This is a genomic window from Nocardioides sp. YIM 152588 (genome assembly GCF_040191335.1).
Taxonomy (GTDB): domain Bacteria; phylum Actinomycetota; class Actinomycetes; order Propionibacteriales; family Nocardioidaceae; genus Nocardioides.
In genome coordinates, this window is the sequence record NZ_JBEGDJ010000001.1 from 47,629 (window position 1) to 66,705 (window position 19,077).

Genomic DNA, 19,077 nt, shown 5'->3' on the forward strand with positions numbered 1-19,077 from the left:
GTGGGAACCATGACGACCGGTGGCCCGCGAGCCGACCTCATCCTCCCGTGCCGCGACGAGGCTCCCGCGCTGCAGGAGCTGCTCCCGCGGGTGCCGTCGGACCTCCGCGTCATCGTCGTGGACAACGGGTCGGGTGACGGCACGGCCGACGTGGCGGCCCGCCTCGGAGCGACGGTGGTGAGCGAGGCCGAGCCGGGCTACGGCGCCGCCGTCGCGGCCGGGCTGGCCGCGGCCGACGGCGACCTGGTGGCGTTCATGGACGGCGACGGGTCGTTCGACCCGACCGAGCTGCTGCCCCTGGTCGACGCGGTGGCCTCGGGCGCCGCGGACATGGCGGCCGGACGCCGCCGGCCGGTTCGGCGGGGGACCTGGCCGTGGCATGCGCGGGCCGGGAACTCGCTCGTCGTCCGCTGGCTGCGGCGGCGCACCGGGTTCCCCCTGCACGACCTCCCCGCGATGCGGGTCTGCCGTCGCGACGCCCTGGTCGCACTCGACGTCCGCGACCGGCGGTTCGGCTACCCCGTCGAGCTGATGCGCTCGGCGGTCGCGGCCGGCTGGACCTTCGCCGAGTACGACGTCCGCTACCTGCCGCGCGCCGAGGGCACCCGTTCCAAGGTGTCGGGCTCGGTGGTCGGCACCGTGCGCACGGCCCGCGACTTCTACCGGGTGCTCTCGTGACCCCGCGCGTGCTGGTGGTCGCGAAGGCACCCGTCCCGGGACGGGTGAAGACCCGCCTCGCCGCGGACCTGGGCGGCGGCGCGGCGGCCGAGGAGGACGCCGCCGAGCTGGCGGCGCTCGCGCTCCTGGACACGCTCGGCGCCTGCGCCGAGGCGGTCGGCCCGGACCGGTGCCACCTGGCGCTGGCCGGCGACCTGGCCGGGGCGCGGCGGGCCGACGAGCTGCGCCGCGCCCTCGACGGGTGGCGGGTCGGGCCCCAGGTGGGCGCCACCTTCGCCGATCGGCTCGCGGCCGCCCACGCGGCCACACCGGGGCCGCTGCTCCAGGTCGGCATGGACACGCCGCAGGCGACCGCGGGGGACCTCGCGGCCGCCGCGGACGGGCTGGCGGACGCGGATGCGGTGCTCGGCCAGGCCACGGACGGCGGCTGGTGGCTGCTCGGGCTGCACGACCCGTCGGCCGCGGCGGTCCTCGCCGGCGTACCGATGTCGACGTCGCGGACCGGTGCGCTGACCCGGGCCGCGCTGGTCGGTCGCGGGCTGCGCGTGGCCACCACCCGCACGCTGCGCGACGTCGACCGGGTCGCGGACGCCGACGCCGTCGCCGAGGAGGCGCCCGGCACGCTGTTCGGGCGGGCCTGGCACGACCGGGCGGCGCGGACCACCGCCGGGGGTGCCCGATGAGCGCGGACTCCTCGTTCACGGCCACCTTCTCGCAGGCGCTGCGGGGCGGCGCCTGCTACGTCCTCGGCCTGCACCCCGACCCGGCGGAGGTGCCGACCGGGCGGTGGTCGGCCGCGGCCGACGACGAGGACCGGGCGATCCTCGACCTGTGCTGCGGCCCGACGCTGGACATCGGCTGCGGGCCGGGCCGGATGGCGGCCGCGCTCGCGGAGCGGGGGCAGGTGGTGCTGGGGATCGACGTGGTGCCGGAGGCCGTGGACCAGACGAACCGGCGGGGCGCCAGCGCGCTGCGCCGGGACGTCTTCGGGGTGCTGCCCGCGGAGGGGCGCTGGCACACGGCGCTGCTGGCCGACGGCAACATCGGCATCGGCGGGGATCCCCTCGCCCTGCTCGGCCGGGTGGGCGAGCTGCTCGCCGGTGAGGGGCGGATCGTCGTCGAGGTCGCCGAGCCGGGGGTGGCCTCGCGCGCGGTGTGGGCGGTGCTGGACTGCGAGGGGCGGCGCAGCCGCCCGTTCCGGTGGGCCGTCGTCGGCGTGGACGACATCGCCGACCTCGCGGCGCGCGTCGGGCTCGTGCTCGACCCGCTGCACCGCGTCGGGGCGCGCTGGTGCGCCGTGCTGCACAAGGGGGAGAGCCGATGAGCGCGCACGACACGGACCGGGAGTCGGCCCGGCCCACGGAGCAGTCCGCCGAGCCCGGGACGGCCGGTGGGGCGGGGACGCCGCTGGAGGACCGGTTCACCTCGCGGCTGCGCAGCGCGGCGGTCGCCGCGCGGGTCGGTATGTGGCTCGGGATCTGCTTCGGAATCGCGTTCTTGACTGGGCTGATCAGCCACTACGCGCAGCTGCCCGACCCGTCGGTGCCGTTCCCGACCGGCCCGGTGTGGGGCTACCGGGTGAGCCAGGCGGTGCACGTGGCGGCGGGGACGGCCGCGGTGCCGCTGCTGCTGGTCAAGCTGTGGAGCGTCTACCCGAAGCTGTTCGAGCGGCCGCCCCGGATCCCGCGGGCGCTCGTGATGACCGCGCTGCTGCGGGGCTCGATCGGCGTCCTCGTCGCCGCCGCGATCTTCCAGCTCGCCTCCGGGCTGGCCAACGTCACGCAGTGGTACCCGTGGGACTTCTCGTTCCGGCGCACGCACTACGCGGTGGCGTGGGTCGCGATCGGGGCGCTCCTGCTGCACGTCGCGGTGAAGCTGCCGGTGATCCGCGGCGCGCTCGGCTCGCCCGTGGACGACACCGGCCTGGACCGGCCGAACGCCACCGCTCCGGGCCCGGTCTCGCGGCGCACGCTCCTGCGGGGCACCTGGGGCGCGGCGGCCGGCGCGGTGCTGCTCACCGCCGGCGCCTCGGTGCCGCTGCTGCGCAAGGTCTCGATCTTCGCGGTCCGCACCGGCGAGGGGCCGCAGGGCGTCCCGATCAACCGGACGGCGTCCGCCGCGGGCGTCACCGCCGAGGCCGTCGGCGACGGCTACCGTCTCGAGGTCGTCCGGGGCGAGCGCTCGATCACCCTGACGCGGGCCGAGCTGGCCGCGCTCGAGCAGCGGACCCGCACCCTCCCGATCGCCTGCGTGGAGGGCTGGAGCGCCTCCGGGACCTGGACCGGCGTGCCGGTGCGCACGCTGCTGGACCTGGTGCAGGCGCCGCGCGGTGCCGGCGTCCGGGTGGAGTCGCTCCAGACCCGCGGGGCCAGCTCCTCCTCGGTGCTGCCGGGCAACTTCGCCGACCACCCGGACACGCTGCTCGCGCTCGGCCTCAACGGCGAGCCACTGGACATCGACCACGGGTTCCCGGCCCGGATCATCGCGCCGAACCGGCCGGGCGTGCTCCAGACCAAGTGGGTCACCCGGATGGAGGTGCTCGCATGACCCGGCTCGTGGTCGGCGGCGCGGGCGTCCTGCTGGCGGCGTACGGCGGCTGGCTGCTGCTCACGCGATCGAGCCTGGGCGACCTCGTCTCGACCGCGCTCTGGCTGGCGGGCGGCGTGGTCGCCCACGACCTCCTGCTGGCGCCGCTCGTGATCGCCGCGGCCTGGCTCGGTTCGCGGCTCCTGCCGTCCTGGGCGCGTGGGCCCGCCGTGGTCGCCGGACTGGTCCTCGGCACGCTCACGGTGATGGCGATCCCGGTGCTGGGCGGGTGGGGCCGGCGCGCCGACAACCCGACGCTGCTCGACCGCGACTACTGGGCCGGATGGGGCGGCCTGGCCGCGTTGGTGGTGGTCGCCGCGGTGGCGGCCGCGCTCGTCGTACGCTCGCGAGAGAGAACCGGAGGTGACCGTGGCAAGCGTCCTCGTCGTGGATGACGACCCGACCGTCCGTGAGGTGGTGGCGACCTACCTGCGGGCGAACCAGCACGAGGTGGCCGAGGCCGCCGACGGCGAGGAGGCGATCGTCGCGATGGCCCGCCGCCCGGCCGACCTGGTCGTGCTGGACCTGATGCTGCCCGGGATCGACGGACTCGAGGTCTGCCGCCGCATCCGCAGCACCCGCGAGGTGCCGATCATCATGCTCACCGCGCTGGGCGGCGAGGTGGACCGGGTGACCGGCCTGGAGCTGGGCGCGGACGACTACGTCAGCAAGCCGTTCAGCCCGCGTGAGCTCGCGCTGCGGGTGGAGTCGGTGCTGCGGCGTACGTCGGGGCGCGAGCCCGCGCTGCCGGACGTGCTGCGCGACGGCGACCTGGTGGTCGACCACCCGCGCCGACAGGTGCTCCGCTCGGGGGAGCGGCTGGTACTGACCTCCCGCGAGTACGACCTGCTGCGCTACCTGGTCGCGCACCCGGGCGTCACCCTGTCCCGCGACGACCTGCTCGAGAACGTCTGGGGCTGGTCGATCGGCGACCGGTCGACCGTGACGGTGCACGTGCGGCGGCTGCGCGAGAAGGTCGAGGACGACCCCGCGGAGCCCCGCCGGCTCCTGACCGTCTGGGGCGCGGGCTACCTGTGGGAGCCCGCCGACGGCGCCACCGCGCCCGCGGAGGTCGCCCGGTGACGCCCGCGGTGCAGGCGGAGATCCTGCTCATCTCGGTGGTATGTGCCGCCGGCGTCGGCCTGCTCGGGCTGCTGGCCAGCTGGCTGCTGCGGGACCGCTCGCTGCGCTGGCAGCTGGCCGTCATCGCGCTGGTCGCGGTCGCCGCGCCGTACGCCGGCCTGGTCGCCGTCACCCAGCGGATGTTCATCTCCGGCCACGACCTCACCGTCGCCATGTACGTCGGCTCCGCCGCCGCCGTGGTCTCCCTGCTCGCCGTGCTGGCCCTCGGGTCCTTCGTCGCGCGCTGGGTGGGGGCGGTGCGCACCAACGTCCGGCGCCTGGGCGACGTGGACGGCGAGATCGACCCGCCGCGCGGCCCGAGCGAGTTCCGCGAGCTGACCGAGGCGCTCGCGGAGACCCAGGGCGAGCTGGCCGCCTCGCGGGAGCGCGAGCGGCGGCTCGACCAGTCCCGCCGCGAGCTGGTGTCGTGGGTCTCCCACGACCTGCGCACCCCGCTGGCCGGGCTGCGGGCGATGACCGAGGCACTGGAGGACGGGCTGGCGGTCGACCCCGACCGCTACCTGGCCCAGATCCGGCGCGACGTGGACCGGATGACGCTGATGGTCGACGACCTCTTCGAGCTCTCCAAGATCCACGCCGGCGTCGGGCAGCCGGTGCTGGAGTCGGTGCTGCTGCGGGACCTGGTCAGCGAGGCGATCGCCAGCGCCGACCCGGTGGCGCGGACCCGCAACGTGCGCCTCGGCGGCCACGTGGCGGACGGGATCAAGGTGACCGCGGATGCCGCGGCCCTGTCGCGGGCGATCTCGAACCTGGTGATGAACGCGATCCGGCACACGCCGGACGACGGCACGGTCCGCGTCGTGGCCGAGCCGCTGCCCGGCGCCGTCGAGCTCAGCGTGACCGACGAGTGCGGCGGCATCCCCGTCGCCGACATGGAGCGGGTCTTCGAGGTGGGGTGGCAGGGCTCCGCGGCGCGGACGCCGGGGGAGCCGTCCGTGGGGCGCGCCGGCCTGGGCCTCGCGATCGTGCGCGGCATCGTCGAGGCGCACCGCGGCGCGGTCACCGTGGAGAACCTGGACCCCGGGACGGGGTGCCGGTTCCGGATCCGGCTGCCGACGGGATCGGGTGTCGCGACCGGCTCAGGGGTGTGAGGGCCGCGGCCCGCGTGTTCGTCGCCGGTGCGACCGCCACTGGTGTCGGATGACGCCGAGGAGCGCCACCATGAAGATCGCGGACCAGAGGATTCCGGCGTAGGTGTAGAACACATCCGGGTGACGCCCGACCCGGGCGCGAGGTTGCGCGCCCCGGCGTGTCGCTCCGGCGGGCGCAGGTCGGCCCGTCGGAGCCCGGTGGGTCAGAAGCAGATCCACCAGATGCCGAAGATGCTCGGGATCACGCCGAGCAGCAGCCACCAGGACCACGGGGAGCGCCGGTTCAGCACCAGCGTCCCGGCGATGCCGCCGACGCCGAACGCCGCGGCGATCACGTTGAGGCCGATCTGCGCGTCCAGCCGGTCGGCGTTGACGTGGTCGGCGGCGATGATGAAGCCGGCGACCATGTGCCCGACGGTCGTGAGGACGACGGCCGAGATGACCCGGCGCTGGACGGTCTCGAGGCGCTTCATCGCCTCGGGGTCGGGCTTCTTCCGCGGCGCGTTCGGGTCCATCAGGTGGCGTCGGCGCGGAGCCGGCGTCGCCGCGGTGCTCTGACCCTGGGGGGTGGTCTGACCTTGGGCGGTGCTCACGAGCACCACGATAATCGTTGGCGCCGATATCCCCCAGGGGGCATCCTGGGGTGTTATGGAGATCACATCCTTCGGCCCCGATGACGCGGCCGACCTCCAGGCGTGGGCCGCGCTGACCAACGCGGTCGCGGCGGTCGACGCGCCGTGGGAGCACCCGGTGACGGCCGCGATCGGCGCCGCGCGGTTCCGGCACGGCTGGGACGGGGAGCCGTCGACGCCGTACCTGGCCCGCGTCGACGGCACGGTCGTGGGTGGGGGAGCGGTCAGCGTGAGCGACTACGACAACCTCGACGCCGCGTGGTTGGGCGTCGCGGTGCATCCCGACCACCGGCGGTCCGGCCACGGCTCGGAGATCCTGGAGGCGATGGTCGGCGCCGCGCACGACCTGGGGCGCTCCAGCCTCGGCGCCGATGCATGGGAGAGCCCGGCGGCCGCCGCGTTCGCCGCCCGGCACGGGTTCGTGGCCAAGCAGTCGAACATCAACCGCCGCCAGCTCCTGGCCGACATCGACTGGCCGGAGCTCGACAGCCGGTACGACGCCGCGCTGCCGTACGCCGGGGAGTACGCGCTCGAGCGGTGGGACGTCCCGACCCCCGACGACGTGCTGCCCGCCCTCGCGGAGATGGCGTCGGCGATCAACGACGCACCCCTGGACCACCTCGACTACGAGGACGAGGTCTTCACCGACGCCCGGATGCGGGCCTACGAGGCGGCGAGCGCCGGCCGCAACGAGCGGATGTACCGCGTGGTCGCCCGGCACGTGCCGTCCGGCGAGCTCGCCGGCCAGACGGTGGTGGCGGTGGAGGCCGACCACCCCGAGCGTGGCGACCAGCACGACACCTCGGTCACCCGCGCCCACCGTGGCCACCGCCTCGGGCTGCTGCTGAAGGCCGACATGATGCGGTGGCTGCGCGACGCCGAACCGCAGCTGGCGACGATCGACACGTGGAACGCCGAGTCCAACGACCACATGATCGGCGTGAACGAGGTGCTCGGCTACCGGGTGATGGGGCGGGAGATCGTCTACCAGCGCTCGGCGGCCGGCTGAGTGTTGTGAAGGGGGTAGTCCCTGACGAAAAGCACCGCGACCCGCGGGTTCCGGGTGCTTTTCGTCAGGGACTACCCGCCCCGTGAGGTTGGTCGCCCGCCTGGTTGCCGGGCGCCCTCGTCCCGGTCGGCTCGGCGTCGATCGTCACGGGGCAGCGCCGAGGTGCGGGCGCGGTTCGCGATGCGCCCGGTTCGCTCGCTCGGCCGAAAACGGAGCACGGGGCGGCGCTTCGCGCGCTACCGTCACGGCCCCGACTCGTGGCCGACGGCAGAACGGAGCAGCGACGTGTGGACGCCTACCCTGCGCGGCGAGATTCAGCGCCGGCTGCTGGTGAACTACCGCCTCGATCCGGAGGTGGCCCGCTCGCACATCCCGGCGCCGTTCCGTCCGCAGCTGCACAACGGCCACGCCGTCGCGGGCATCTGCCTGATCCGCCTCGGGGCGATGCGGCCGGCCGGCCTGCCTGGGATGGTCGGCGTGCGGAGCGAGAACGCCGCTCACCGCTTCGCCGTCGAGTGGGACGACCCGGCGGCCGGGCGCCGTACCGGCGTCTACATCCCGCGCCGCGACACCGACTCGCGGCTCGGCGTGCTACTCGGCGGCCGGGCGTTCCCCGGTGAGCACCACCTGGCCCGCTTCGACGTGTCCGAGACCGAGGACGACCTCCACGTCGCCTTCTCCGCCCGCGACGGCTCCGCGAGCGTCTCCGTCGATGCCACCGTCGCGCCGGACCTGGGCGGCTCCGGCCTGTTCGACACGGTGGACGAGGCCTCCCGGTTCTTCGAGCAGGGCGCGCTCGGCTACTCCGCGACCCATACCGCGGGCCGCTTCGAGGGCCTCCGGATGCACACCTCGGCGTGGAAGGTCGAACCGGTCCGGGTCACCGAGGCGACGTCCTCGCTGTTCGACGACCCGCAGGAGTTCCCGCGTGGCACGGCGGTCCTCGACAACGGACTGCTCATGCGACGCCTGCCCGTCGCGTGGGAGCCGATGCAGACCTTGCGCCAGGAGCCGGTGCCGCGCTGATGCGCGTCGTCGTCTCCGCCTGACTGTGGTGGTGGGCTGGCCGCGGCCGGGTGGCGGTGGGTCGGCCGCGGCGACAGGATGCGCGGGTGCGGACGTACGAGGAGCTGGTCGACGAGGCCGAGGCGGCCGACGTGTCGGGCTGGGGGTTCGGGTGGCTGGACGGGCGGGCGACTGAGGAGCGTCCGCCCTGGGGGTATGCCCGTGCGCTCGGCGAGCGCCTCGGCCGCGTCGGGTCGGCGTTGGACATCGACACCGGCGGAGGCGAGGTCGTGGCGGACGCCCCCGTGCTTCCGCCACGCATGGTCGTGACCGAGGGATGGGCGCCGAACGCCGCGCGCGCCCGCGAGCTGCTCGGCACCCGCGGCGTCGAGGTCGTGGAGACCGACGGTGGGCGTCTGCCCTTCCCCGACGAGTCGTTCGAGCTGGTCTCGTCCCGCCACCCGGTCCGTCCGGACTGGACCGAGCTCCACCGGGTCCTGGTGCCCGGTGGGCGCTACTTCGCCCAGCACGTGGGCCCGGGATCGGCGTTCGAGCTGATCGAGTACTTCCTCGGGCCCCTGCCCGACGCCCGCTCCCTGCGCGACCCCGCGCGGGAGGCCGAGGCCGCCCGCGCCGCGGGACTGGACGTCGAGATGCTGCGGACCGCGCGGTGCCGGATGGAGCTCCACGACGTCGGCGCCGTCGTCTGGCTGCTGCGCAAGTGCCCGTGGTGGGTGCCGGACTTCTCGGTCGCCTCGTACGACGACAGGCTGCGGGAGCTCGACGCGCGACTCCGGAGCGGCCAGCCGTTCGTGGCCCACTCGACCCGGCACCTCATCGACGCTCGGCGCTGAGGCGGGTAGTCCCTGACGAAAAGCACCGACTGCCGCGGCTTTCGGGTGCTTTTCGTCAGGGACTACCCGCCTCCGGAGTGAGCGGACCACCTCGACCGAACTGCCACGCAGGCGCCTCCGGCGGCCCATACTCGGCGGGTCCGCGAACGCCGCCCTCCAGGGTCAGCACGCACAGGAGACGTCGGTGATGACGGTCGGTTTCAACGTGATCACGGGGCCGGACCAGACATCCCACCGCTGGGGTGACGTCGTGATGGCGTTGTCGCGCCGGCTGTCGGAGCTGGAGGACGAGAGCGAGTTCGGGGACCCGTTCGCGCTCTCGGTGACGTTCATCGCCCCGAACCGGTACCTGAGACCGGACTGGTCGGGGGTGCGGCTGGGGCGGTTGTCGAAGCGGCACGGAGTGCTGAGCGCCGAGGTCGCGCTACCGCCGATCCCTCCGGACGATCCGGTCACGGCCGTCCTGGACCTCGCGGACGAGGTCGTGGAGGCCGCACGCAGTTACGCGCGGCGGCGCCACCTGGCCGACGACTTGCCGTCGACGCGCTGGATGCTGCGGCGCACGCGGGAGCTGGGGCCCGCCCCGGTCCGCCCGGGCTCAGCGCTACCCGCAGCGCCCGATCCCGGTCGCGAGGCGCGGCGCGACGCGTTCCTCCGGATCACGACGTCGACCGGTGAGGACGACGTGGACCCCTCGGAGGGGCTCCTGCAGATGCTGGTCGAGGACGTCCTCGATCGGGCCGAGGCCTTCGTCCAGATCGATCGCATCGGGACGGACGGCCTCGAGCGCCTCCGGCTGGAACGCGACGGTCGCTACGTCCGCCTCGAGCGGCTCGAGGTGCCTGAGGGCGGAGGCCGCACGAAGCACGTCGCACGGACGCGCGACCAGGAGATCCTGGAAGAGGCGGTGGTCGCCTGGGCGTTCGAGGCCGGACCGATGCCCGACGACCTGATCTGGCAGGCCGCGGACGGATAGGCATCCGCGCTGTCAGGCGGGAAGGTCGTCGGGTGGCGCCACCGCCGCCGCCCCGTACCGGCGCACGTCCGGGCGGTCGGCTGCCGCCACCGGCCGGCCGTCGGAGTACCGGGACTCGCCGCACCGCTCGCACGACTCCACCTGGGGTAGGTAGTCGGCATGCCGTCGCCCGGGAGGTGGGCCGTACGGCAACATCCGATGGCCGGCGAGGCGGCACCGGAGATGTCGGAGGAGGAGCACGCCATCAGTGTGGGGCGCCACCGGACGCCCCACACCCCGAATCAGCCGCCCACTCTGTCGACGATCCAGCCGGGTGAGCGGTAGTCCCTGACGAAAAGCACCGCCCGCCGCGGCTTTCGGGTGCTTTTCGTCAGGGACTACCCGCCTCGGCGGGCAGCCCGTAGACCCGCCGGGCGTTCCCGGCGCCGATCATGCCGGCGTACCGGAGGGCGTCGTCGGCGGTCAGGGCGTCGTCGGCGAGCCAGGACTCCAGGACCCGGGCGAGGGCGCGGCGGAAGAGCACGGAGCCGAGGTGGTGCAGCTCGGGCAGCGCGAAGCCGTCGGTGGCGTGCAGCACGGACCCGAACGGCGCCAGCTCGAGCGTCTCGGCCACCACCGCCGCAGCCCGTACGCCGACGTGGTTGATCGCGAGGCCGAGGTCGAGCGCGACGCGGGGGAAGGCGTGGGCGAGGTAGGCGGCCTGGCGGTGGTAGGGGTAGCAGTGCAGCAGCACGACGGGCCCGGCCTCGGGTGGGAGTGCCCGCAGGAGCGGCACGAGGAGGGACGGGTCGGCGCGGTGCAGGTCGAGGTCGGGGTCGCCGAACCCGGTGTGCACCTGCAGCGGCAGCCCGAGGCGCAGGCAGGCGTGGACGGCGTGCGCGATGAGCACGGGCTCGTCGAGCCGCGACCGTCCGCCCGCGGCGCCGGTGTGGAGCCACCGGTCCGCGGCCCGGCGCACCTCGGCCGCGGCCGGCGGGCTCGCCGGGAGGTCGAGTCCGGTGCGGTAGGCCGCGATCGTCTTGAAGCCCACCGATCCGGCGGTCCGCGCGGCGAGGGCGTCGGCGACCGCGGCGCCAAGGCCGGAGGCGTCGACGCCGGAGGCAGCGATCTCCTCGACGACCGCCTCGATCCTGGTGATTTCGTGGACCCGCGCGCCGGCGTGCTCGCCCAGCCGGCCGGGCGAGCACAGCCCGGGGTGGCTCAGGCCGGTGTCGACGAGCAGGTCGACGGCCCCGCAGGCGCCGAGCAGGCGGCGCGCGGCCTCGTCCGGCCCGAGCGCGGCGCGCCGGGCGAGGTACTCCTCGGCCGCCGCGTGCGGGGGCAGGCCGAGCGCCGGCGCGCACCAGCGCCGCACGGCGAGCCCGGCCTGCGAGTCGAGCTCGCTCGTGCCTTCCGGCCCGCGTTCGTGCGCCTCGGTGAGCAGCAGCTCGAAGGCCGGCCGGTCGAGGGGGTCGAGGACGACGGGGTGGCAGTGCTGGTCCACGAGCGGCAGCCCGGCGAGATCGTCGGCGAGGGGCATGGCTCGGCGGGCCTCAGTAGCGCCAGCGGGTGGCGGCCACGACCTCGGCGGGGGTCCGGTCGGCGAAGAGCGCCGCCTCCGCACGGCGCACGGCGGTGAACGCGTCGCAGAGGTACTCGCCCAGCGCGTCGGTCAACAGCTCCGAGGCGTCGAGGTGGTCCAGCGCCTCGGCGACGGATCGGGGCAGCCGCTCGACCCCGAGCCGCTCCAGGTCGCCGGGGGCGAGCGCCGCGGGGTCGCCGGGCACCTCCTCCGGCAGCACCAGCCCGGCGTCGAGCGCGGCCAGGCCGACGTCCAGCACGGCGCCGACGACGAGGTAGGGGTTGGCGCTGGCGTCGAGGCACTTGACCTCCGCGTTGGCGGCCTCCCGCGTCTCGCCGGTGGAGCCGGTGACCAGCCGGAGGGCCGCCTCCCGGTTCTCGCGACCCCAGCACCGGTAGGCGCCCGCCCACGTCGACGGGACCAGGCGGAGGTGGCTGGGCACGCTGGGCGCGAGGATCGCGGTCAGCGCGGGCAGGGCGCCGAGGATGCCGGCGAGGAACGACTCGCCGACGGCGGTGATGCCGTAGCGCCCGGGGCCGTCGGCGAGCAGGTTCACCCCGTCGCGCCGGAGCGAGAGGTGCAGGTGCTGCCCGTTGCCGACCGCGCCGGCGACCACGACCGGCGCGAACGTCGCCTCCATCCCGTGCCGGCGCGAGACGGCGCGGACCGTCTCCCGGACCAGCAGCACCTGGTCCGCGGCCGCCACCGGCGCCAACGGTGCCGCGGAGAGCTCGAACTGGCCGGCGGCGTACTCCGGGTGCAGCTGCAGCACCTCCACGGACTGCTCCGCCAGGGCGGTCAGCAGGTCGCGGCAGTAGTCGCCGAGCTCCACCATCCGCGTCATCCCGTACGCCGGCCCGCGGCACGCCGCCGCGAAGTCGGCTCCCGGCCCGCCGCCGGTGTCGCTGCCGACGACCCACTCGATCTCGAAGCCCATCCGCACGTCGAGCCCGGCCGCGGCGGCGCGGTCGGCGGCGCGGCGCGCGAACGAGCGCTGGCAGCCGGGGTGCTCCCGGCCGTCCTGGGTGAAGCGGTCCACGGGTGCCCAGGCCCAGCCGGGCTGGCCGGCGAGCCGGACCAGCCGGTCGAGGTCGGGGTGCAGGCGCAGGTCCCCGGCGGGCCCGCCGGCCAGCCGTCCGGCGGTGATGGAGTCGTCGACGCAGAACACGTCGAACACCGGCGACATCCCGACGCCCCACGCCGCCGCGTGGGGGAGTCGCGCGACCGGCACCGCCTTGACCCGGGTCACCCCGGCGTTGTCGACGTAGCTCAGCGCGACGCCGTCGACGCCCTCCTCGAGGAGCGCGTTCGCCCGCGCCTGAGCCCGGCGCCTCTGCTCCTTGCGCCACTGGGTGTCGACGGTCGCGTCCACGGTGCCTCCCGGAAGACAGGCTAGGCCGCGCCGGCGCCGGCTGGAACCGCTCGGGCCGGAGGGCCGATGCTGGGGAGATGGCGCTCGCCGTCTGCCTGCTCTTCGACGACCGCTCCGAACGCCTGGTGCGGGAGCTGTGGTCCCGGCTGGAGTCGGCCGGGATCGCCACGCTGGCCACGCACACGCACGGGCGCCACCAGCCGCACCTCTCCTACGCGGTGCTCCGCGCGTGGGACCTGGACCGGGTGCGGGAGTCGCTCGCCGCCCTACCGCCGGCCCGGCCGTGGCCGATGTCCTTCCACGGCACGCTCGCGTTCCCGCGGGGGCGGGCGGCGCTCGCCCCGGCCGTCACGGCGGACCTCGCGCTGCGCCAGTGGCGGATCGCGACCGCGCTGGCGGCCACGGGGGCCGAGCTGCACCGCAACTACGAGTCGGGGGAGTGGGTGCCGCACGTCGCGGTCGCCACCCGCGCCCAGGGCGACCAGCTGGTGACGGTGGTGAAGGCGATCTCCGACGCGCTGCCGCTGACCGTGCGCGTCGACCGGGCCGCGCTGATCGACAGCGCCACCGGCCAGACGTGGGACCTGCCCCACATCCCGTGAGCCCTGGGGCGCGTGCTGGCGATACCGTCGGGCCATGAGCGCGCCCGGTCGAGACCTCGTGGTCCCGCCCGGTCCCGGGCTTCCCTCCGGCGCCACGATCCCGCTCGGCGAGCTGGTCGAGCGCTTCTCGCGATCCCCCGGCCCCGGTGGGCAGTCGGTCAACACGACCGACTCCCGCGTCGAGCTGCTCTTCGCCCCGGCGACCTCTACGGCGTTCACCGAGGCGCAGCGGGCTCGGCTGCTCCGCAACCTCGCGGACGTGCTGACCCAGGGGCAGGTCGTGGTCACCGCCTCGGAGCACCGATCCCAGCTGCGCAACCGGGCGGCCGCCCGGGAGCGCCTCGCCACCGTGCTGCGCGACGCGTTGGCGCCGCCGCCACCGCCCCGGCGCGCCACGAAGCCGTCGCGTGCCTCCCAGCGGCGCCGCGTGGAGTCGAAGAAGCGCGCGGGCCGGACCAAGGCGCTGCGTGGCCGGGTCCGCGACGAGTAGGCCAGATCCTCCACCTTGACCTTGACACCCCGCCGCGCCGCGGGTCACGCTCGACGGCGGTGACGATGGAGTCGCATCCCTCGGAGGCGCGATGCTTCACTTCAGGAAGTCCGCGGCCGGGCGTTGGTCCGCCGCGGCGGTAGCGATGGCCCTCGCCGTGACCCTCAGCGGCGTCCCACGCGGCCCGGCGGAGGCAGCGGACCCACCCGACGACATCGGCTCGACGACGCAGCAGTACGTCGAGACGTTCTACCCGCTGTGGTTCACGAACCTCCAGTTCGCCCTGGCGCCCAAGAACAAGTTCATCGGTCCCGACAGGATCTCGCCGATCTACCAGTCGGTCGTCGCGATCAACGACGACACGCTCTACGCCAGCAGCCCGATCGACACCAGCGAGGGTCCGGTCCACATCCGGGTGCCGGCGTCCCGCAAGGTCGGGTACTCGGTCCTGCTGCTCGACGCGTTCGGCAACGTCTACGACTCCCCGGTGCCCTCGAAGGCGGCCGGCACGCGGATGCCGGCCACCCGCTACACGCTCGTCGGCCCCGGCGCCGACGCGAGGAGCCACCCGGGTGGGAGCGCCGCGGTGCTGCCCTACGACTTCATGTTCATGATCTTCCGCGCCGACAAGTACAGCGGCCAGACGGACCTCACGACGCGGGCCGAGGCGTTCCGCCGGCGGCTGCGCATCAACCGGGAGGCCACGGCCGTCGTGCCCGAGCGCGACTACGCGACGCCGTTCAAGCTGATCGCCGACCGGCGCGCGAACAACCGGCCGATCGGCTTCCTGCGGGGTCTCCAGCGCGCCGTCGCCTCCTCGGTCCACCCGCCGCTCTCGGCGGCGGACGAGGAGCTGTCCGAGACCTTCGACGCCGCGTTCGGCGACGGTCGGGGCCTCAGCCCCGAGGACCGGGCCGAGTTCGAAGCGGCGACGCGCGCGGCCCACGCGGCGATCATCGACAACTACCTCGACCACCGCGGTGCGACCAACTGGACCCACTTCACCAACATCGGCGACTGGGGCACGAACGTGCTGGACCGGTCCTCGATCACGGAGTTCTGCCAGTACTGCAACGGCATCTCCACCGCGGCCTACTACCACGCGTTCTACGACGTCGCCGGGGAGCCGCTGGTGGGCGCCACCCGGGGTGGCTACGTCATCGACTTCGCGGCTCCGGGCAGCGCGAACGGCACCACGCCCGACGCGTCCCGGTTCTGGTCGCTGACCGCCTACACGCCCAAGACCGTCGAGCTGATCCCGAACCGCGCCGACAAGTACCTCGTGGCGCGCTACACGCCGGGGCTGACCTACAACGACGACGGCTCGCTCACCGTCTACATCTCCCGGGTGAAGCCCGCCGGCGTGCCCGAGGCGAACTGGCTGCCGGTCCGGCGCCGCCAGTTCAACGTGATGCTCCGTGTCTACGGCGTGGTCGAGGGCAGCAGCGTCGCCGAGAACACCTACCTGCCCCCACCGATCACACCTCGCGCGACACCCTGAGCGCGCCTCGCCGGAACACGGTCACAGCACGCAGCCGGCGGCGCGCCGCAGCTCGTCGGCGGCGCGTGTGACGATCCGGTCGATCAGCTCTTCGCAGCTGGGCAGGTCGTCGATCACGCCGACCACCTGCCCGCTGGCCAGTACGCCGGCGGACGTGTCGCCCTCGACGAGTCCGGCCTTGAGCATCATCGGCGTGTTCGCGGCCAGCGCCATCTGGCCCAGGGTGCGGCCCTGCTGCTTGCGCATCGCGCGGCCGTCCTTGAGCAGCTGCGGCCAGGTCATCCCGGACTCGCGCTTGAAGGCCAGGGTGCGGCGCATCGTCGGTCCCATCCGGCGCACCGCGCCGGTCTCCTCCAGCTCCGCCACCAGGTCGGTGCGCAGCATCCGGTGCGGCATCCCGTCGACCTTGGCGGTGACGACCGTGTCGGTGAGGCCGCGCTCGAGGTAGAGCTCCTTGACGGCGTCCGGCACGGCGCTGTCGCGGGTGAGCAGGAACCGGGTCCCCATGCCGACGCCGGCGGCGCCGTAGGACAGCGCCGCGGCCAGCCCGCGCCCGTCGAAGAAGCCGCCCGCGGCCACGACCGGGATGTCGACCGCGTCGAGCACCGTCGGCAGCAGCAGCGTGGTCGGCACGGGGCCGGTGTGGCCGCCGCCCTCGCCGCCCTGGACCATGACCGCGTCCGCGCCCCAGGCGGCGACCTTCTTGGCGTGCTTGGCCGCGCCGATCGAGGGCATCACGACGACGTCGTGCTCCTTGAGCCTGGCGATCAGCTCCGGCTTGGGTGCCAGCGCGAACGAGGCGACCTTGACGCCGTACTCGATGAGGAGGTCGCAGCGCGCCGCGGCGTCGCCGGCGTCGGCGCGCAGGTTGACCCCGAACGGCGCCTCCGTGCGGTTCTTGACCTCGACGATCGCCTTCTCGAGCTCCTCGAAGGTCATCGTCGCCGACGCGAGGATGCCCAGCCCGCCGGCGTTCGCGGTGCCGGAGACCAGCCGGGGGCCCGAGACCCAGCCCATGCCGGTCTGGACGACCGGGTGCCGCACGCCGACGAGGTCGGTGAGCGGGGTCCGCAGCAGCTGGCCGATCACTGGTGAGCCGCCTCGGGCTCGGGCACCTCGCGGAACCGGAGTCCCTTGGGGTCGAGGACCTCGCGGATGATGATCTGCTCCTCCATCGTGGGTTCCCGGGTGGTCGGCACCTCCGCGGGCAGCTCCAGGGCGAACCCGGTCGACTCGATCACCTCGTCGAGCGCGACCCCGGGGTGGATGCTGCGCAGCCGCATCGTTCCGCCGGCGCCGGTCAGGTCGAAGACGCCGAGGTTGGAGACGATCCGGTGGATGTCGTTGTACTTGGCCGCCGCCGGTCCCGCGGCCGCCGCGCGACGCGGGCCGACGCCGGAGACGATGTCGACCTGCTCGACGAAGACGCGGGGGGAGTGGCGGGGCACCCAGTACGAGGTGCGGTTGTTGACCGTGTTGCCGGGGGCTCCGCGCGAGCCGAGGAGCTGGCGCTTGGGCTGGGCGAAGTCGCCGATCGCGGAGATGTTCTGGTTGCCCTCGCGGTCGACCTGGGTGGCGCCCATCATCACGTGGCGCTTGCCGTAGGCGACCACGTCGAAGACCTTGCGGAACGGGATCCAGCCCTCGACGACGTCGCCCTTGGCGAACAGCGGCGGCACGCCCGCCAGGAAGAGCGACTCGCCGTCGGAGATCACCAGGTCCGGGTTCGAGGTGAGCTTGGCCAGCCGCACCCCGAGCATCGGCAGCATGCCCATCGGGCTGGCGAAGATCTCGCCGTCGTCGGCGAACGCGTCGGCGATGGCGGCGGCGCACACGTCGGCGCGGGTCACGGTGCTGGTCACTTCTTGGCCTCCTCGGCGAACGCGGTCACTGCTGCCTGGTAGGACGCCTCGTCGCCGGCCAGGAACCGGTCGTGGAACGCCTGCCACTCCTCGTCGGTCCCGCCGGCCGCGGCCGCGTACGCCTTCTGGAACCGCTCGTCCCGCTCGTAGTCGGGCGTGCAGGTGGTGAAGTGGGCGCCGTTCGGCGTCTCGACGACGCCGTCGACCATCATCCGGCTGACGAGCAGCCGCTGGACGGGCGTGTCCACGGTCAGCCCGGCGGTGTCGACCACCTGCTCCACGCTGAGGTAGGTGCGGTCGGCGGCCATCGCGAAGAGGTCGTCGAAGTACGGGTCCGGGCCCAGGTACGTCGCGTTGCCGTGCTCGTCGGCCCGGTTGAGGTGGATCAGCGCGACGTCGAGCTTCAGCGCCGGCACCGCGACGAGCTCCTCCCGCACGCCGTCGGCGTCGGGGTAGGGGCTGGCCACCGTGGCCAGCCAGGGGTTGTTGACCATCACGTCGGAGCCGAGCCCGGCGCGCATCGGCAGGAACGGCAGCCGCTGGGCCGCGGCGCGCAGGCCGGTCTGGAACATGCCCTCGTCGAGCTCGACGACCTCGGGGATGGCCTTGGTCTGGCGGGCGCGCTGGAAGTTCGGCTCCAGCGGGACCGAGTCGAGCGAGACGAACGCGTAGACCAGCCTGCGGATCTTGCCGGCCCGGGCGAGCAGGCCGACGTCGGCGCCGCCCCAGGAGACGACGGTGAGGTCGGTGAGGTCGGAGTTGTAGAGCGCCCGGACCAGCGCCATCGGCTTGCGTCGCGGACCCCAGCCGCCGATGCCGATCGTCATCCCGCTCTCGAGGGACCCGATCACCTCGTCGATGCTCGTCCGCTTGTCGCGCGGCTTGCGGCTCACTTGCTCTCCTTGCTGCCGGTCTGGCTCGTGCCGTTGCTCTTGCTGGTGCCGGCGAACTCGTCGCGCAGCTCGTCGCTGACGCCCATCAGGTTCAGCTCGAAGGTGAACCCCTGCTCCCAGCGGTAGGACTTGTTGACGTCGATCGGGTCGATCCCGTTGAGCGCCTCCTTGGCGGCGCGGATCACCCGGGTGTCCTTGGTGGCGACCTCGCCGGCGACCCGCAGGGCGGCGTCGAGGAGATCCTCGCGCGGGACGACCTCCAGGACCGAGCCGAACTGCACGAGGTCGGCGGCGGGGATCGTGCGCGCGGTGAAGTAGAGGGTGCGCATCATGTGCTGCGGGACCAGGCGGGCCATGTGCGTGGCCGCGCCGAGGGCGCCCTGGTTGACCTCGGGGACACCGAAGAAGGCGTCGTCGCTGGCGACCACGATGTCGGCGTTGCCGACCAGGCCGACTCCGCCGCCGACGCAGAACCCGTTGACCGCCGCCACCACCGGCACCGCGCACTCGTAGACCGCCTTGAACGCGGCGTAGCAGCCCTTGTTGGCGCCGATCAGCGCGTCGAAGCCGGATGAGTGCTGCATCTCCTTGATGTCGACGCCGGCGTTGAAGCCCTTGCCCTCCGCGCGGAGCACCACGACCTTCGTCGCGGGGTCCGCTCCGGCCGCGTCGAGGGCGGCGGCGACGTCGAACCAGCCCTGCACGGTCAGGGCGTTGACCGGTGGCGCATTCATCGTGATCACGCGGACGCCGTCGTCGCGCAGCTCGCTGCTGATGCTCATGGCGGGGAGCCTACCAAGCATTTGCTTGGTAGGGTACGAG

General features: G+C 74.1%; 21 protein-coding genes. 14 read left to right on the plus strand and 7 right to left on the minus strand.

Annotation, left to right across the window (positions count from 1 at the left end):
- Positions 1-9 precede the first annotated feature (9 nt).
- The 7 genes from ABLM29_RS00265 to ABLM29_RS00295 are packed head-to-tail and all read left to right on the plus strand — an operon-like array spanning position 10 to position 5,498.
- On the plus strand, positions 10-678 hold the full coding sequence (locus ABLM29_RS00265; RefSeq protein ID WP_349711282.1) for a glycosyltransferase family 2 protein: 669 nt from the start codon (positions 10-12) through the stop codon (positions 676-678).
- Complete coding sequence (locus ABLM29_RS00270; protein ID WP_349711283.1) at positions 675-1,361, plus strand: DUF2064 domain-containing protein; 687 nt, start codon at positions 675-677, stop codon at positions 1,359-1,361. The genes ABLM29_RS00265 and ABLM29_RS00270 overlap by 4 nt, the downstream gene beginning before the upstream one ends.
- Positions 1,358-2,002, plus strand: a complete 645-nt coding sequence (locus ABLM29_RS00275; protein WP_349711284.1) for a methyltransferase domain-containing protein — start codon at positions 1,358-1,360, stop codon at positions 2,000-2,002. The genes ABLM29_RS00270 and ABLM29_RS00275 overlap by 4 nt, the downstream gene beginning before the upstream one ends.
- Complete coding sequence (locus ABLM29_RS00280; RefSeq protein WP_349711285.1) at positions 1,999-3,225, plus strand: molybdopterin-dependent oxidoreductase; 1,227 nt, start codon at positions 1,999-2,001, stop codon at positions 3,223-3,225. The genes ABLM29_RS00275 and ABLM29_RS00280 overlap by 4 nt, the downstream gene beginning before the upstream one ends.
- Complete coding sequence (locus ABLM29_RS00285) at positions 3,222-3,659, plus strand: hypothetical protein (protein ID WP_349711287.1); 438 nt, start codon at positions 3,222-3,224, stop codon at positions 3,657-3,659. The genes ABLM29_RS00280 and ABLM29_RS00285 overlap by 4 nt, the downstream gene beginning before the upstream one ends.
- Positions 3,634-4,347, plus strand: a complete 714-nt coding sequence (locus ABLM29_RS00290; protein ID WP_349711289.1) for a response regulator transcription factor — start codon at positions 3,634-3,636, stop codon at positions 4,345-4,347. Before ABLM29_RS00285 ends, ABLM29_RS00290 begins: the two co-directional genes overlap by 26 nt.
- The gene (locus tag ABLM29_RS00295; RefSeq protein ID WP_349711291.1) at positions 4,344-5,498 is read left to right on the plus strand and encodes a sensor histidine kinase; all 1,155 of its coding nucleotides are present in this window, start codon (positions 4,344-4,346) and stop codon (positions 5,496-5,498) included. The genes ABLM29_RS00290 and ABLM29_RS00295 overlap by 4 nt, the downstream gene beginning before the upstream one ends.
- 203 nt (positions 5,499-5,701) lie before the next feature.
- Here the strand turns inward: ABLM29_RS00295 and ABLM29_RS00300 are convergent, their stop codons facing one another.
- Complete coding sequence (locus ABLM29_RS00300; RefSeq protein WP_349711293.1) at positions 5,702-6,091, minus strand: hypothetical protein; 390 nt, start codon at positions 6,089-6,091, stop codon at positions 5,702-5,704.
- 55 nt (positions 6,092-6,146) lie between these two features.
- Between ABLM29_RS00300 and ABLM29_RS00305 the strand changes: the two genes are divergently transcribed.
- From ABLM29_RS00305 to ABLM29_RS00320, 4 genes are all read left to right on the plus strand, one after another.
- Positions 6,147-7,139 carry a GNAT family N-acetyltransferase gene (locus ABLM29_RS00305; protein WP_349711294.1) on the plus strand — a complete coding sequence of 331 codons (993 nt, stop codon included), beginning with the start codon at positions 6,147-6,149 and terminating at the stop codon, positions 7,137-7,139.
- A 285-nt stretch (positions 7,140-7,424) separates the two neighbouring features.
- Positions 7,425-8,165, plus strand: coding sequence for a DUF2071 domain-containing protein (locus tag ABLM29_RS00310; RefSeq protein ID WP_349711295.1), 741 nt, complete (start codon positions 7,425-7,427; stop codon positions 8,163-8,165).
- An 86-nt stretch (positions 8,166-8,251) separates the two neighbouring features.
- Positions 8,252-8,998, plus strand: coding sequence for a class I SAM-dependent methyltransferase (locus ABLM29_RS00315; protein ID WP_349711296.1), 747 nt, complete (start codon positions 8,252-8,254; stop codon positions 8,996-8,998).
- Positions 8,999-9,185: 187 nt separating this feature from the next.
- Positions 9,186-9,974, plus strand: a complete 789-nt coding sequence (locus ABLM29_RS00320) for a hypothetical protein (protein WP_349711298.1) — start codon at positions 9,186-9,188, stop codon at positions 9,972-9,974.
- Between the two features lie 370 nt (positions 9,975-10,344).
- On the opposite strand, the gene ABLM29_RS00325 is transcribed toward ABLM29_RS00320, so the two are convergent.
- Together ABLM29_RS00325 and ABLM29_RS00330 are read right to left on the minus strand one after the other, a co-directional pair.
- Positions 10,345-11,493, minus strand: a complete 1,149-nt coding sequence (locus ABLM29_RS00325; RefSeq protein WP_349711300.1) for an amidohydrolase family protein — start codon at positions 11,491-11,493, stop codon at positions 10,345-10,347.
- Between the two features lie 13 nt (positions 11,494-11,506).
- Complete coding sequence (locus tag ABLM29_RS00330) at positions 11,507-12,907, minus strand: type I glutamate--ammonia ligase (protein ID WP_349711303.1); 1,401 nt, start codon at positions 12,905-12,907, stop codon at positions 11,507-11,509.
- A 77-nt stretch (positions 12,908-12,984) separates the two neighbouring features.
- Here ABLM29_RS00330 and ABLM29_RS00335 point away from each other — a divergent pair, with 77 nt between their 5' ends.
- The 3 genes from ABLM29_RS00335 (at position 12,985) to ABLM29_RS00345 (ending at position 15,500) form a co-directional block, all read left to right on the plus strand.
- Positions 12,985-13,509 (plus strand): 2'-5' RNA ligase family protein, encoded by a 525-nt coding sequence (locus ABLM29_RS00335; protein ID WP_349711305.1) that lies wholly within the window; start codon positions 12,985-12,987, stop codon positions 13,507-13,509.
- Between the two features lie 34 nt (positions 13,510-13,543).
- On the plus strand, positions 13,544-13,999 hold the full coding sequence (arfB, locus tag ABLM29_RS00340) for an alternative ribosome rescue aminoacyl-tRNA hydrolase ArfB (protein WP_502889125.1): 456 nt from the start codon (positions 13,544-13,546) through the stop codon (positions 13,997-13,999).
- 145 nt (positions 14,000-14,144) lie between these two features.
- A complete protein-coding gene (locus ABLM29_RS00345; protein ID WP_349711306.1) occupies positions 14,145-15,500 on the plus strand; it encodes a DUF1214 domain-containing protein in 1,356 nt (451 codons plus the stop codon).
- Positions 15,501-15,521: 21 nt separating this feature from the next.
- Here the strand turns inward: ABLM29_RS00345 and ABLM29_RS00350 are convergent, their stop codons facing one another.
- From ABLM29_RS00350 to ABLM29_RS00365, 4 genes are read right to left on the minus strand one after another with little or no spacing between them, the layout of a single operon-like run.
- The gene (locus ABLM29_RS00350; protein WP_349711308.1) at positions 15,522-16,589 is read right to left on the minus strand and encodes an NAD(P)H-dependent flavin oxidoreductase; all 1,068 of its coding nucleotides are present in this window, start codon (positions 16,587-16,589) and stop codon (positions 15,522-15,524) included.
- Positions 16,586-17,362: a CoA-transferase subunit beta gene (locus tag ABLM29_RS00355; RefSeq protein ID WP_349711309.1), complete on the minus strand. Its 777-nt coding sequence runs from the start codon at positions 17,360-17,362 to the stop codon at positions 16,586-16,588. Before ABLM29_RS00355 ends, ABLM29_RS00350 begins: the two co-directional genes overlap by 4 nt.
- On the minus strand, positions 17,359-18,255 hold the full coding sequence (locus tag ABLM29_RS00360) for a CoA transferase subunit A (protein WP_349711311.1): 897 nt from the start codon (positions 18,253-18,255) through the stop codon (positions 17,359-17,361). Before ABLM29_RS00360 ends, ABLM29_RS00355 begins: the two co-directional genes overlap by 4 nt.
- Complete coding sequence (locus tag ABLM29_RS00365; RefSeq protein WP_349711313.1) at positions 18,252-19,037, minus strand: enoyl-CoA hydratase family protein; 786 nt, start codon at positions 19,035-19,037, stop codon at positions 18,252-18,254. Before ABLM29_RS00365 ends, ABLM29_RS00360 begins: the two co-directional genes overlap by 4 nt.
- Positions 19,038-19,077: the final 40 nt, after the last annotated feature.

Coding starts and splice junctions, on each gene's coding strand:
- ABLM29_RS00265 (WP_349711282.1), top strand. CDS start 10: ATGACGACCGGTGGCCCGCGAGCCGACCTCATCCTCCCGTGCCGCGAC.
- ABLM29_RS00275 (WP_349711284.1), top strand. CDS start 1,358: ATGAGCGCGGACTCCTCGTTCACGGCCACCTTCTCGCAGGCGCTGCGG.
- ABLM29_RS00280 (WP_349711285.1), top strand. CDS start 1,999: ATGAGCGCGCACGACACGGACCGGGAGTCGGCCCGGCCCACGGAGCAG.
- ABLM29_RS00285 (WP_349711287.1), top strand. CDS start 3,222: ATGACCCGGCTCGTGGTCGGCGGCGCGGGCGTCCTGCTGGCGGCGTAC.
- ABLM29_RS00305 (WP_349711294.1), top strand. CDS start 6,147: ATGGAGATCACATCCTTCGGCCCCGATGACGCGGCCGACCTCCAGGCG.
- ABLM29_RS00320 (WP_349711298.1), top strand. CDS start 9,186: ATGACGGTCGGTTTCAACGTGATCACGGGGCCGGACCAGACATCCCAC.
- ABLM29_RS00325 (WP_349711300.1), bottom strand. CDS start 11,493: ATGCCCCTCGCCGACGATCTCGCCGGGCTGCCGCTCGTGGACCAGCAC.
- ABLM29_RS00335 (WP_349711305.1), top strand. CDS start 12,985: ATGGCGCTCGCCGTCTGCCTGCTCTTCGACGACCGCTCCGAACGCCTG.
- arfB (WP_502889125.1), top strand. CDS start 13,544: ATGAGCGCGCCCGGTCGAGACCTCGTGGTCCCGCCCGGTCCCGGGCTT.
- ABLM29_RS00345 (WP_349711306.1), top strand. CDS start 14,145: ATGGCCCTCGCCGTGACCCTCAGCGGCGTCCCACGCGGCCCGGCGGAG.
- ABLM29_RS00365 (WP_349711313.1), bottom strand. CDS start 19,037: ATGAGCATCAGCAGCGAGCTGCGCGACGACGGCGTCCGCGTGATCACG.